Below are 12,642 nucleotides of genomic sequence, written 5' to 3' on the forward strand. Positions count from 1 at the left end.
CTCGGGTTCTCCTCAGGCTTTTTGTTCGGCAGCAACCGCTTTGCTCATGGTTTCCAGCCAGTGCTTGTGCTGGACCACGTACAGACCCTCATCCTCGGTCTTGACCCCGCTCAGCAGCGGCTTCAGCCCGATCTTGTCGGCCTCGGCGTCGGGACCCTTGACCCAGTGCTTGGCACCGCGCGACATGTCGTTCCACTCGGAATAGGCGCCGTTGAAGCCTTCCTGACAGGCGCGGAACTCTTCCAGGTCATCGGGGGTGGCCATGCCGCTCACGTTGAAGAAGTCCTCGTACTGGCGGATGCGGCGGGCACGTGCCTCGGGGCTCTCGCCCTTCGGCGCGATGCAGTAGATGGTCACCTCGGTGCGGTCGACTGCCAGCGGACGCAAGACGCGGATCTGCGAGCTGAACTGGTCCATCAGATAGACGTTCGGGTAGAGGCAGAGGTTGCGCGAGTTCTTGATCATCCAGTCGGCCTTGGCCTCGCCGAACTCGCTCACCAGGCGCTCGCGCTGCTCCATGAGCGGACGGTCCTCGGGGTTGGCCCAGCGCGTCCACAACAGCATGTGGCCGTTCTCGAACGAGTACGAGCCGCCACCGCCACGCGCCCAGCCGCCGGCGCTCATCGCCTTGATGTTGTCGTCGGCTGCGTCACGCTCCTTGCGCTGGTTCTGCGTCACCGCGTAGTTCCAGTGGGTTGCGGTGACGTGGTAGCCGTCCGCACCATTTTCCGCCTGGACCTTCCAGTTGCCCTCGAACACATAGGTGGACGAGCCGCGCAGGACTTCCAGACCTTCCGGCGACTGGTCGACAATCATGTCGATGATCTTCTTCGACTCGCCGAGGTGTTCCTCGATCGACGGGACGTCGGCGTTGAGGCTGCCGAACAGGAAACCGCGGTAGTTGGCGAACTTCGCGATCGGCTTCAGGTCGTGCGAACAGTTCTTGTTGAACTCCTCCGGATAGCCCGTATCTTCGGGATCCTTGATCTTCAGCAGCTTGCCGGAGTTGTTGAAGGTCCAGCCGTGGAAGGGGCAGGTGAAGGTCGCCTTGTTGCCGTGCTTGAAGCGCGCCAGGGTCGCGCCGCGGTGGGCGCAGGCGTTGATGAAGGCGTTCAACTCGCCCGCCCGGTTGCGCGTGATGAAGATCGGCTGGCGGCCGATCTTGGTCGTGTAGTAGTCGTTGACCTTCGGCAACTGGCTCTCGTGGGCAAGGTAGATCCAGTTGCCCTCGAAGATGTGCTTCATCTCGAGATCGAACAGTTCCTTGCTGGTGAACATCTCCCGCTTGCAGCGGAAGCGTCCCTGTGCGGGATCCTCCTCAATCAAGGTGTTCAGGTAGTCCAGGGTGACGGCCATGAGTCTTGTCTCCTCGTCGTGGTTGCAAAGCATTGGGGCCGGCAGGGAAGCGCGACCCTACAGAATATCCGGGAAATTCATCTTTCTTCCAATTGCTCGATCACCAGCCGCCACCGTTTTGCAGGCCGCTTTTCTAGCCACGATTATCGGTCGGAGAGGGAGAAGTCAGCAAGCCAGATGATTCTTTTTTCGGCGCTCCTCCAAAAAGCCCGTGCCTCTGACATGGTCGGTACCTTTTGGTTCCGTTCTTCTCGATTCTCGATAGCGAAGTTGTTCGCGTCCGTCGCCATCCCCTTGCGCTTTGCGCCAGAGCGTCACGCACGCCTTGTCCGCCGCCCCCTGCACGGGCTAGCATGGCGAAGGCATCAGGAGCATCTTTCCCGACCCTGATGTTGCAGCCAAAACAACTATTTCGAGGAGACAGAAATGAGCAGGAATTCGCTGCACCGCATGCGCGGCATCGGCGCCGTGCTGATCGCCCTCGCCGGCGGGATGCTGGCCACCGAAGTGCCGGCCGAGGACAAGGGCACGCAGTTCGTCCCGATCGTCGGCTACCGCACCGGCCCGCTGGCCTCGATCGGCCAGACCTTCTACGCGGGCATGATCGACTACTTCAACCTGATCAACGAGCGCGACGGCGGCATCAACGGCGTCAAGCTGTCCTGGGAGGAGTGCGAGACCGAGTACAACAACGCCAAGGGCGTCGAGTGCTACGAGCGCCTCAAGGGCAAGAGCCCCTACGTGGCGGCGGTGCAGCCGATGTCCTCGGGCATCACCTATGGGCTGGTCGATCGCATGCCGGTCGACAAGATCCCGCTGGTGACCATCGGCTACGGTCGCACCGACACCAGCGACGGCCGCGTCTTCCCCTACGTCTTTCCGATGATCACCAACTACTGGAGCATGACCACCGACATCGTCAAGTTCATCGGTGAGAAGGAAGGCGGCATGGACAAGCTCGCCGGCAAGAAGATCGGCTACGTGTTCCATGATTCTGCCTTCGGCAAGGAAGCGATCCCGCTGCTGCAGGAGATGGCGAGCAAGTACGCGTTCCAGGTGGAGCTGATCCCGGTGGCGCCACCGGGGATCGACCAGCAGAGCCAGTGGCTGCAGGTGCGCAAGGCCAGGCCGGACTACGTGATCATGTGGACGGCCGGGGTGATGACGCCGAGTGCGATCGCCGCCGCGGCCAAGGTCGGCTTCCCGCGCGAGCGCATCATCGGCATCACCTGGGCGGCCTCGGAGGAGGACGTTGCCGGAGCGGGTGCCGCCGCCAAGGGCTACATCGCCGCCAACTACACGGGCGTCGGCGCCAACTTCCCGGTCGTGCAGGAGATCGTCAATCGTCTGTACGACAAGAACAAGGGCAACCTGAGCAACAAGGCCCTGGTCGGCGCCACCTATCACAACCGCGGCATCGTCGCCGGCATGATCACCGTCGAAGGCGTGCGCAAGGCGCAGGAAAAGTATGGCAGGAAGCCGCTGACCGGCGAGCAGGTGCGCTGGGGCCTGGAGAACCTCAAGCTCGACGAAAAGCGCCTGAAGGCACTGGGCGCCGAAGGCTTCATGCCGCCGCTGAAGATCAGTTGCGCCGATCACGAAGGCTCGGGCATGCTGCGCTTCCAGCAGTGGGACGGCGCCAAGTGGAACAGCATCTCCGACTGGATCGAGCCCGAGCGGGCGCGCGTGCGCGCCAGGATCGAGGCCTCCTCGACCGCCTATGCCAAGGAGAAGGGCATCACGCTGCGTGACTGCAGCAAGGAAGGCTAGGCTGTCAGGCCCCGGGCACCGGCTTCAGGAGAAGCCGGTGCCCCCCCGCGGCGCATGCTCCGTGTCCTGCCTCGGACCATGCGGCCACGCCGATCAGTGGCAGACCTCGAGGATCAGCTTCAACTCTTCATCGAGCACCCCCGCCGGCACCGCCGCCAGATTGCTTTCGCTCACCGGCGTCCTGCCGAAGATCTGCCTCTGAAATCCGACGATGCCCGGCGTCGGCCGCTGATTGAGATGGGAAACGATCTTGACCACGCCTAACTTGGCGCCTGGGTTGATCTTGGCCACATTCACTTCGAGCAGGTCATTGTGGCTGAGTTTCTCCTTCAGGCACTTCAGTCCCTTCTCGTTGTCGTCGAAGAAGGCGACGAGAAGCTCCAGGCTCCTCCCGGTCGGATTCACGACCTGCAGCAGGGTGTTGCCGTTGCGCAAGTCCCAGGTGCCGACCAGATACGGGCTGAACGAACCTGTCTCCTCGGCCTTCGCCACCGGCGCGGAAAGTGCGAGCAGAGCGGCCAGACCCGTCGCTACCATGGTTTTGAAAGCATTCATCTCATGACCTCGCTGGAAAAGTTGTGGAAGGGTGCGGCAGCCCCAATATCCGCTTCCATTGATGCCAGGTCAATACTCGAAATGAATTTTTTGCGGCCGACCAGGGGCCTGGCGCCGGTCAGCGGCTGATCGCGAGCGCGCACCAGCGGTTGCGCCCCTCGCGCTTGGCCTGGTAGAGCGCCTCATCGGCAGCAGCCAGCAGGTCGGCATGGCTCGACGCATCGGAGGGAGCCATGGTTGCCACCCCCAGGCTCACGGTGACGTGCTCGCCGGCGGCGCTGGCCTGATGCGGCAGCTTGAGGGCATCCACCGCCGCGCGCAGACGCTCGGCGATCACTGCGGCGCTGTCGGCGTCGTTGCCCGGCAGGACGGCGACGAACTCCTCGCCGCCGTAGCGCGCCAGCAGATCGCCGGCGCGCTGCAGGCAGCCGGAGAGGGTACGGGCGACGTTGCTCAGGCAGAGGTCACCGGCCCCGTGGCCGTAGTGGTCGTTGTAGCCCTTGAAGTGGTCGATGTCGATCAGCAGCACCGACAGGGGCGAGGCCGAGCGCCGGCAGCGGTTCCACTCCTCCACGATCTTGTCGTCGAAGGCACGCCGGTTGGCCAGTCCCGTCAGCGCGTCGAGGAAGGCGTAACGTTCGAGCAGGTCGCTCTGCTGCTTCAGGCGCAGGTGCGTGCGCACCCGCGCCTTGACCACCGCACTGTGGAAGGGCTTGGTGATGTAGTCCACCGCGCCGAGGTCGAAGCCCTGCGTCTCGTCGGCAGCGTCGTGCATCGCGGTGATGAAGATCACCGGGATGTTGCGTGTCGCCGGCTCGTCCTTGAGCCGTCGGCAAACCTCGAAACCGTCGATCCCGGGCATATTGACGTCGAGCAGGATCAGGTCGGGGGCAGCGCCGAGCGCGGCCTCGAATGCCTGCTCACCATGGGTCGCCACCAGGATCCGGTAGTCCCCACGCAGCAGCGCATGCAAGAGGTTGAGGTTGAAGCGCTCGTCGTCGACGATAAGGATTGTCGGCCGATCGTGCTGGGTGTCGTCGTTCATGGCAGAGTCCTGCGCAGGGCTTCCAGGGTCGTCAGCGCGGCAGCGAAGGCGGAAGCTTCGTGTTCCCTATCATGCAGCAGTCGGTGCTGCGCGTCGAGTCGTTCGCCGACGACGCGACGCAAAAAACGGGGAGCGAAAGCTCCCCGTCTTGCTCATGCGCGGGACAGCAAGTGCTGTCCGCGAGCGGATCAGAGCCCGGCGTCGGCGCGCAGCGCGGCGGCCTTGTCGGTCGCTTCCCAGGTGAATTCCGGCTCGTCGCGGCCGAAGTGGCCGTAGGCGGCGGTCTTGCTGTAGATCGGACGCAGCAGGTCGAGCGACTGGATGATGCCCTTCGGACGCAGGTCGAAGTGCTTGCCGATCAGCTCGACGATCTTCTCGTCGGCAACCTTGCCGGTGCCGAAGGTGTTGACCATCAGCGACACGGGCTTGGCGACGCCGATCGCGTAGGCGACCTGCACCTCGCAGCGGTCGGCGAGACCGGCGGCGACGATGTTCTTGGCGACGTAGCGACCGGCGTAGGCGGCCGAGCGGTCGACCTTCGACGGATCCTTGCCCGAGAAGGCGCCACCGCCGTGGTGCGCGGCACCGCCGTAGGTGTCGACGATGATCTTGCGGCCGGTGAGACCGCAGTCGCCGTGCGGGCCGCCGACGACGAAGCGGCCGGTCGGGTTGATCAGGTAGCGCGTCTTCTCGGTCAGCATCTCCTTCGGCAGTACCGGCTTGATGATGTGCTCGATCACCGCCGCCGACAGTTCCTCGTGGCTGACTTCGGGGCCGTGCTGGGTGGAGACGACGACGGTGTCGATTTCGACCGGCTTGCCGTCGACGTAGCGGACGGTGAGCTGGCTCTTGGCGTCCGGGCGCAGCCACGGCAGACGGCCGTCCTTACGTACTTCGGCCTGGCGCTGCATGATGCGGTGCGCGTAGTAGATGGGGAACGGCATCAGCGACGGCGTCTCGTTGCAGGCGTAGCCGAACATCAGGCCCTGGTCGCCGGCGCCCTGATCGAGGTCGAGGCCTTCGCCTTCATTGACGCCCTGGGCGATGTCCGGCGACTGGCGGTTGATCGCGGTGAGGATCGCGCAGCTCTTGTAGTCGAAGCCGATGTCCGAGTTGTCGTAGCCGATACGGCGCACCGCCTCCTGGGCGACTTCGCGGTAGTTGATGTGCGCGGTCGTGGTGATCTCGCCCGAAATGACGACCAGACCCGTCGACACCAAGGTCTCGCAGGCGACGCGCGCCTTCGGGTCTTCGGCCAGGATCGCGTCGAGGATGGCGTCGGAGATCTGGTCGGCGACCTTGTCGGGATGGCCTTCGGAAACGGATTCGGAAGAGAAGAGATATTCTTGGGTCATACACGAGCTCCAGAAAACAAAAACCCCGGTTCGGCTGCGTGGCCGGCCCCGGGGTGTGAGCAGACGACGCTTTAGCAGTATTTATGCGGTGCCGCGGAAGCAATCCGGCGACGCCACCCGCCCTGCAAGTTGTCCTGATTAACTCGGCGGATGGATAATTGTCGTTTTTTTGCTGCTGACGGTCAATCCACACGCTTCGCTGACGCACCGCTGGCCTCGCCAGCCCGGCGAGCGCAGTTTCGTCCCTTCCGCTCTCATTCTGGTTCCCGGCTTGATCCCACTTTTTCGCGCACTTTTTGTTTTTCTTGCCCGCCTGCCGCTGTCGTGGCTGCACGCGCTCGGCGCAGTGCTCGGCTGGCTGACCTGGCTGGCCTCGCCCACCTATCGCCGTCATCTGCGGCAGAACCTCGTCCTCGCGCTCGGCGAGGACGAGGCACGCCGCGTGCTGCCGGCGGCGATCGCCGCAGCCGGCAAGACCACGCTCGAGCTGCCGGCGATCTGGCTCAACCCACTCGAAGTCGCCACCCGGCATGTGGTCAAGCTCAGCGGCTGGGAACTGGTCGAGGCGGCGCAGCGTGCAGGGCGCGGCATCCTTTTCCTGACGCCGCACCTCGGTTGCTTCGAGATCACCGCGCAGTACTACGCGAGGGAGGCGCCGATCACCGTCCTCTACCGGCCGCCGAAGCAGGCCTGGCTGCAGGCGATGATCCTCGAAGGGCGCGCGCGAGAGCGCTTGAAGCTGGCGCCGGCCGATCTCTCCGGGGTGCGCTCGCTGATCAAGGCCCTGAAGCGTGGCGAGGCGGTCGGCATGTTGCCCGACCAGGCACCGAAGGTCGGCGAGGGGCGCTGGCTCGACTTCTTCGGCAAGCCCGCGTACACGATGACGCTGGCGGCACGCCTCTCGGAAACCGGCGCCGCCGTCATCGTCTGCTGGGCCGAGCGCCTGCCGCACGGCGCCGGTTATCACTTCCGCCTGCAGGCGCCGGCCGAGCCCATCGACGGCGATACGGTCGAGCGCGCGCAGTGCATCAACCACGAGATCGAGCGCCTGATCCGTTCCTGTCCCGAGCAGTACCTGTGGGGCTACAACCGCTACAAGCGGCCGGCGGGCGCCGAGCCGCCGCCGGGGACGCTCGAAGACGGTTGCGGCGATCCTGCGCGCCCGGCTGCGGGGGATGCACGATGAGCCGTCGTCCGCCCGCGCGCTGGCCCGCGCAGTTGCTGGTCGGGCTGCTCTGGTGCCTGCACTGGCTGCCCCTGCCCGCCTTGCGCGCGCTCGGTGGCGCCTTCGGCCGGCTCCTCTACGCCATCGGCCGCGAGCGGCGCCAGGTGGCGCTGACCAACCTGCGCCTGTGTTTCCCCGAGTTGTCCGAGCAAGAACGCGTCGCACTCGCGCGGCGTCATTTCGTCGCCTTCGCGCGCGCCTTCCTCGACCGCACGCTGCTCTGGTGGGCGCCGCGCGAACGCCTCGAACGCCTGATCAGGGTCGAGGGCGTGCAACACCTCGCCGCCGACGGCCGGCCGACCATCATCCTGGCGCCGCACTTTGTCGGTCTCGACGCCGGCGGTTCGCTGATGACCATGCTGACGCCGCTGGTCAGCGTCTATTCCAACCAGAAGAATCCGGTGTTCAACGAGCTCTTCCTCGCCGGCCGCCTGCGCTTCAACGAGCCGGTGCTGCTCTCGCGGCAGGAGGGGATGCGCCGTGCCGTTAAGTCGATGCGTGCGGGCCTGCCCTTCTACTACCTGCCGGACATGGACTTCGGTGCGCGCGATGCGGTCTTCGTCCCCTTCTTCGGCGTCCCGGCGGCAACCATCACGGCTTTTGCCCGCCTCGCCCGGCTGCTCGACGCGCGCATCGTTCCCTGCATCACGCGCATGACCGATGCCGGCTACACGGTAGAATTGCAGGCACCGTGGGCGGATTTTCCAGGTGATTCCGTCGAACTCGACACACGACGGATGAACGAATACATCGAGGCGCAGGTGCGCCGGATGCCCGAACAGTACTTCTGGTTGCACAAGCGCTTCAAGACCCGCCCGCCGGGCGAGCCGAAGCTTTACTGAGCGCCGTTGCTACCGGAGTTTTTTGAGAGCGCACATGCAGATCGAGATCGTCCCGCTGACCGAAAACGACATCGACGCCGTCGCCCGCCTGGCGCGCGTTGTCTGGCAGGATACCTACACGTCGATCATCACCCAGGCGCAGATCGACTACATGCTCGGCGAGCGCTACGCGGCGCCGCGCCTGCGCGAGGAGTTGCAGACGCCGGGGATATGGTGGGATCTGGCGCGCATCCGTGATGGCGAAGGCTGCCGGCTCGCCGGCTTCGCGGCCTCGTACCTGACCGGGGTCCCTGGCGAGATGAAGCTCGACAAGCTCTATGTCCACCCGGCCCGCCAGCGTGCCGGCATCGGCGGCACGCTGATCGCGACGGTGGCCGGGCGCGCACGCGAACAGGGCTGCACGAGCTTGATCCTCGCCGTGAACAAGAACAACGCGCGCGCGATCGGCGCCTACCGCAAGCACGGCTTCGCCGTCCGCGAATCTGTTCGCGTCGACATCGGCCAGGGCTTCGTCATGGACGACTACATCATGGCCCTGTCGCTGTGAGTGCTGTAAGGGGCGTCCTCAACCTTTCCTTCCGCACGCCGGAGTGAGCATGAAGATCCGTTTCACCAAGATGCATGGTCTGGGCAATGATTTCGTCGTCCTCGATGGTGTCCGCCAGTCGATCACGCTGTCGCCGGGGCAACTGCGCTACCTGGGCGACCGCCGCTTCGGCGTCGGCTGCGACCAGATCCTGCTGGTCGAGACGGCGACGCGACCCGACGCCGACTTCCGTTATCGCATCTTCAATGCCGACGGCGGCGAGGTCGAACAGTGCGGCAACGGCGCGCGCTGCTTCGTCCGCTTCGTACGGGAACAGGGGCTCACCGACAAGCGCGAGATCGTCGTCGAGACGATGCGCGGGCTGATCCGGCCGCGCGTCGAGGACGACGGCAACATCACCGTCGACATGGGCGTGCCGCGCTTCGCCCCGGCCGAGATTCCCTTCGTCAGCGACAGCGAAGCGGTGCTGCAGCCGCTTGAGGTCGGCGACGACGAAGTCGACATCAGCGTCGTCTCGATGGGCAACCCGCACGCGGTGCAGGTGGTCCCCGATGTCGATGCGGCGCCGGTCGAGCGCCAGGGGCCGCTGATCGAGACGCACGCGCGCTTCCCGCAGCGGGTCAACGCGGGCTTCATGCAGGTCGTCGACCGGCACGCGATCCGCCTGCGCGTGTACGAGCGCGGCGCTGGCGAGACGCTCGCCTGCGGTACCGGCGCCTGCGCCGCCGCAGTGGCCGGAATCCGTCGCGGCCTGCTCGACTCGCCGGTGCGCGTCGCCACGCGTGGCGGCGAACTCGTCATCGCCTGGAACGGTCCCGGCACCCCGGTGCTGATGAGCGGCCCGGCGACGACGGTGTTCGTCGGCGAGATCGAACTCGGCGACTGAGCCCAAGCACTTCCTTCACGCAGCGGACAGCAGAGGTAGGCATGAAAGCCGACGAAGTCTCCCGTTATCTTCAGGATCACCCCGAATTCTTCGAGGAATACGCCGAGCAGATGGCGCAGCTGGCGATTCCGCATCCGCACGGCGGGCGCACCATCTCGATCGTCGAACGGCAGATCCTTGCGCTGCGCGAGAAGAACCGGCAGCTCGAAGCCAAGCTGCACGACATGATCAAGTTCGGCGAAGAAAATCACGCGATCAGCGAGAAGATGCAGCGGCTGGCGGTGGCCCTGATCGGTGCGGGCAGCGGCAAGGGCGTGCTGCAGACGCTCGCGTTCCACCTGCGCGAAGACTTCGCGCTGCCGCACTTCGTGCTGCACCTCTGGCAGAAACCGGAAGACGCTGCCGACCTGCCCGAGTTCGCCGCGGTGGACGAGCGACTCCAGGTCTTCGCCGAAACCCTCGGCCAGCCCTATTGCGGGGCCACCACCGCCCTGACCGGCTCGTGCTTCGGCGACGCTGCCAGCCACCTGCGCTCGCAGGCACTGATCGCGCTCAGGAACGGCAGCGGCACCGTCGGCCTGATCGCGCTCGGCAGCGAGGAGGAACAGCGCTTCTACGCCGGCATGGGAACGGTCTATCTGGAGCGACTCGGCGAGATGGTGTCGGCGGCGCTGGCGCGCACCCTGTACTGAGCCGGGCCATGAGCGCGCGCACTGCGGACGCGCCGGCATCGCTCGCGCTTTGGCTCGACGCGCTCGCGCAGCAGCGGCGCCAGTCGCCGCATACCGTCGCCGCCTACCGGCGCGACCTGGAGAAGCTGCTCGAACTGGCTGGCGAGGATCTGCTCGTTGCGCTTTCCAGTGCGCAGATCCGCCGTTTCGTCGGCCAGTTGCACGCGCGCGGGCTGTCCGGGCGTTCGCTGGCGCGGCTCCTGTCGTCGTGGCGCGGCTACTACCGCTGGCTGGTTCAGCGCGGCGAATGCGCAGACAACCCGGTCGCGGGCATCCGGGCGCCGAAGAGTCCGCACGCCTTGCCGAAGGCGCTCTCGCCCGACGAGGCCGCCCGTCTGCTCGACATCACGCTCGCCGATGCGTTGGCCGTGCGCGACCAGGCGATGTTCGAGCTGTTCTACTCTTCCGGGCTGCGCCTGTCCGAACTGGCGGCGCTCGACCTCGACTGCCTCGCCGACGTCGCCGCCGGCGAGTTGCGCGTGCGCGGCAAGCGCAGCAAGACGCGGCTGGTCCCGGTCGGGCGGGCAGCGCGCGATGCGATCGCCGCCTGGGCCCTGCGCCGTGGCGAACTGGCGGCAGCAGCGGAGACGGCGCTCTTCGTCGGCGTCCGCGGCGCACGCATCTCGGTCCGCGTCGTCGAGCTGCAGCTCGCTCGCCGCGCGCAGGCCGTAGGGCTCGCGCAGCACGTGCATCCGCACATGCTGCGCCACTCCTTCGCCTCGCACCTCTTGCAGTCCTCCGGCGACTTGCGCGCGGTGCAGGACATGCTCGGCCACGCCAGCATCGCCTCGACGCAGGTGTATACCCACCTCGATTTCCAGCATCTGGCCAGGGTCTACGATCAGGCGCACCCGCGCGCGCGGCGAAAATAGGCCATTGCGAGGCGCGTAGCGCCCTGGCAATCCAGTTGACGGGCTGCTGATCGCGACGGCTTCGGCAGATCAGGTCGGCCGATGCATCACGAAATTGTTCCATCTTTCACGTTACCGACAAGCGCCCATGCGCTGCGGCGCTCCGGCAAGGCGCCTGGCCAGGCCTTACAATAGCGCCTTTCCGAAACCTGCCCTGCGAAACGGATTTCCCCGATGCCCAGACTGATCCTGCAACCCGGCAAAGAGCGTTCGCTGCTGCGCCGCCATCCCTGGGTTTTCGCCGGCTCGGTCGACCGCCTCGACGGCCGCGCGCGGCCGGGCGACACGGTCGATGTCGTCGCCGCCGACGGGCGGCCGCTGGCGCGTGCGGCGTGGAGCCCGTCCTCGCAGATCCGCGCGCGCGTGTGGAGCTTCGACCCGGACGAGATCATCGACGACGCCTTCTTCAAGCGTCGGGTCGCCGCTGCGCTGGCGCGACGGCTGGCGCTGCCGGAGTTCGCCGCTAGTGTGGCTGAGGGCGCGGCGCGCGGGATGCGCGTCATCCACGGCGAGTCGGACGGGCTCCCCGGCGTCGTCGCCGACTGCTACGGCGACACGGTCGTCGTCCAGCTCACCGCGGCCGGCCCCGAGCGCTGGCGCCGCGCGATCGTCGGCGCACTCGCCGCGGCGACCGGCTGCGCCCACCTCTACGAGCGTTCCGACGCCGACGTGCGCAAGCTCGAAGGCCTGCTGCCCGAGGTCGGCTGGCGCCTGGGCGGACCCGCTGGTGGTGAGGCCGCAGAACTGATCATCAGCGAGAACGGCGTGCGCATGCACGTCGATGTCGTCGGCGGGCACAAGACCGGCTTCTACCTCGACCAGCGCGACAACCGCCTGCTGCTCGGCCAGCTTGCCGCCGGTCGGCGCGTGCTCAACTGCTTCTGCTACACGGGCGGCTTCAGCCTGCAGGCGCTCGCCGGCGATGCCGCGAGCGTGCTCTCGATCGACTCGTCGGGTCCGGCGCTGGTCACCGCTGCCGCCAATCTCGCGCTCAACCCGCAGCTGCCGGCCGGACGCGCCGAGTGGCGCGAGGCCGACGTCTTCAGCGAACTGCGCGCCTTGCGCAGTGCCGGCGCGCAGTTCGACCTGATCGTCCTCGACCCGCCGAAGTTCGCCCCTTCGGCCTCGCACGCGCAACGCGCCGCGCGTGCCTACAAGGACATCAACCTGCTCGGTTTCCGCCTGCTGGCGCCGGGCGGGCTGCTGATGAGCTATTCGTGCTCGGGCGGGATCGATCATCAGCTGTTCCAGAAGATCGTCGCCGACGCCGCGGTCGACGCCGGTCGCGATGCGCGCATCGTCCGCCGCCTCGCCGCGTCCGCCGACCACCCGGTTGCGCTCGGCTTCCCCGAAGGCGAATACCTCAAGGGCCTGCTCTGCCAGGTCGACTGAGTCGATCCCGATCCATGCCAAGGAAAG

At 66.4% G+C, this 12,642-nt stretch carries 12 protein-coding genes; 8 read left to right on the plus strand and 4 right to left on the minus strand.

The features are described 5' to 3' along the window. Window positions 1-12 precede the first annotated feature (12 nt). Window positions 13-1,356 carry a benzoate 1,2-dioxygenase large subunit gene (gene benA / locus CCR84_RS06660; RefSeq protein WP_201210756.1) on the minus strand — a complete coding sequence of 448 codons (1,344 nt, stop codon included), beginning with the start codon at window positions 1,354-1,356 and terminating at the stop codon, window positions 13-15. Window positions 1,357-1,782: 426 nt separating this feature from the next. Between benA and CCR84_RS06665 the strand changes: the two genes are divergently transcribed. After that, window positions 1,783-3,126, plus strand: a complete 1,344-nt coding sequence (locus tag CCR84_RS06665; protein WP_242508588.1) for an ABC transporter substrate-binding protein — start codon at window positions 1,783-1,785, stop codon at window positions 3,124-3,126. Window positions 3,127-3,219: 93 nt separating this feature from the next. Here CCR84_RS06665 and CCR84_RS06670 read toward each other — a convergent pair whose 3' ends face one another. From CCR84_RS06670 to metK, 3 genes are all read right to left on the minus strand, one after another. Next, the gene (locus CCR84_RS06670) at window positions 3,220-3,681 is read right to left on the minus strand and encodes a hypothetical protein (RefSeq protein WP_201210757.1); all 462 of its coding nucleotides are present in this window, start codon (window positions 3,679-3,681) and stop codon (window positions 3,220-3,222) included. Between the two features lie 118 nt (window positions 3,682-3,799). Beyond that, window positions 3,800-4,726, minus strand: a complete 927-nt coding sequence (locus CCR84_RS06675) for a diguanylate cyclase domain-containing protein (protein WP_201210761.1) — start codon at window positions 4,724-4,726, stop codon at window positions 3,800-3,802. Between the two features lie 188 nt (window positions 4,727-4,914). Then, window positions 4,915-6,081, minus strand: coding sequence for a methionine adenosyltransferase (gene metK, locus CCR84_RS06680; RefSeq protein WP_201210763.1), 1,167 nt, complete (start codon window positions 6,079-6,081; stop codon window positions 4,915-4,917). 199 nt (window positions 6,082-6,280) lie between these two features. Between metK and CCR84_RS06685 the strand changes: the two genes are divergently transcribed. From CCR84_RS06685 to CCR84_RS06715, 7 genes are all read left to right on the plus strand, one after another. After that, window positions 6,281-7,267 carry a lysophospholipid acyltransferase family protein gene (locus CCR84_RS06685; RefSeq protein ID WP_201210909.1) on the plus strand — a complete coding sequence of 329 codons (987 nt, stop codon included), beginning with the start codon at window positions 6,281-6,283 and terminating at the stop codon, window positions 7,265-7,267. Continuing rightward, entirely contained in the window at window positions 7,264-8,148 is an 885-nt protein-coding gene (locus CCR84_RS06690) for a lysophospholipid acyltransferase family protein (RefSeq protein WP_201210764.1), read from the plus strand. Before CCR84_RS06685 ends, CCR84_RS06690 begins: the two co-directional genes overlap by 4 nt. A gap of 34 nt (window positions 8,149-8,182) precedes the next feature. Beyond that, window positions 8,183-8,695, plus strand: coding sequence for a GNAT family N-acetyltransferase (locus tag CCR84_RS06695; protein ID WP_201210766.1), 513 nt, complete (start codon window positions 8,183-8,185; stop codon window positions 8,693-8,695). Between the two features lie 49 nt (window positions 8,696-8,744). Beyond that, entirely contained in the window at window positions 8,745-9,581 is an 837-nt protein-coding gene (gene dapF, locus CCR84_RS06700; protein ID WP_201210768.1) for a diaminopimelate epimerase, read from the plus strand. 41 nt (window positions 9,582-9,622) lie between these two features. Then, window positions 9,623-10,273: a DUF484 family protein gene (locus CCR84_RS06705; RefSeq protein ID WP_201210770.1), complete on the plus strand. Its 651-nt coding sequence runs from the start codon at window positions 9,623-9,625 to the stop codon at window positions 10,271-10,273. Between the two features lie 8 nt (window positions 10,274-10,281). Further along, window positions 10,282-11,184: a tyrosine recombinase XerC gene (xerC, locus tag CCR84_RS06710; RefSeq protein ID WP_201210772.1), complete on the plus strand. Its 903-nt coding sequence runs from the start codon at window positions 10,282-10,284 to the stop codon at window positions 11,182-11,184. A gap of 213 nt (window positions 11,185-11,397) precedes the next feature. Continuing rightward, window positions 11,398-12,615, plus strand: a complete 1,218-nt coding sequence (locus CCR84_RS06715; RefSeq protein WP_201210774.1) for a class I SAM-dependent rRNA methyltransferase — start codon at window positions 11,398-11,400, stop codon at window positions 12,613-12,615. The last annotated feature ends 27 nt before the right edge of the window (window positions 12,616-12,642 follow it).

It is taken from the genome of Rhodocyclus purpureus (genome assembly GCF_016653115.1).
GTDB lineage: Bacteria > Pseudomonadota > Gammaproteobacteria > Burkholderiales > Rhodocyclaceae > Rhodocyclus > Rhodocyclus purpureus.

Excerpts from the sequence above, each read along its gene's own strand:
- benA (WP_201210756.1), bottom strand. The coding sequence starts at position 1,356 with ATGGCCGTCACCCTGGACTACCTGAACACCTTGATTGAGGAGGATCCC.
- CCR84_RS06665 (WP_242508588.1), top strand. The coding sequence starts at position 1,783 with ATGAGCAGGAATTCGCTGCACCGCATGCGCGGCATCGGCGCCGTGCTG.
- CCR84_RS06670 (WP_201210757.1), bottom strand. The coding sequence starts at position 3,681 with ATGAATGCTTTCAAAACCATGGTAGCGACGGGTCTGGCCGCTCTGCTC.
- CCR84_RS06675 (WP_201210761.1), bottom strand. The coding sequence starts at position 4,726 with ATGAACGACGACACCCAGCACGATCGGCCGACAATCCTTATCGTCGAC.
- metK (WP_201210763.1), bottom strand. The coding sequence starts at position 6,081 with ATGACCCAAGAATATCTCTTCTCTTCCGAATCCGTTTCCGAAGGCCAT.
- CCR84_RS06690 (WP_201210764.1), top strand. The coding sequence starts at position 7,264 with ATGAGCCGTCGTCCGCCCGCGCGCTGGCCCGCGCAGTTGCTGGTCGGG.
- CCR84_RS06695 (WP_201210766.1), top strand. The coding sequence starts at position 8,183 with ATGCAGATCGAGATCGTCCCGCTGACCGAAAACGACATCGACGCCGTC.
- dapF (WP_201210768.1), top strand. The coding sequence starts at position 8,745 with ATGAAGATCCGTTTCACCAAGATGCATGGTCTGGGCAATGATTTCGTC.
- CCR84_RS06705 (WP_201210770.1), top strand. The coding sequence starts at position 9,623 with ATGAAAGCCGACGAAGTCTCCCGTTATCTTCAGGATCACCCCGAATTC.
- xerC (WP_201210772.1), top strand. The coding sequence starts at position 10,282 with ATGAGCGCGCGCACTGCGGACGCGCCGGCATCGCTCGCGCTTTGGCTC.
- CCR84_RS06715 (WP_201210774.1), top strand. The coding sequence starts at position 11,398 with ATGCCCAGACTGATCCTGCAACCCGGCAAAGAGCGTTCGCTGCTGCGC.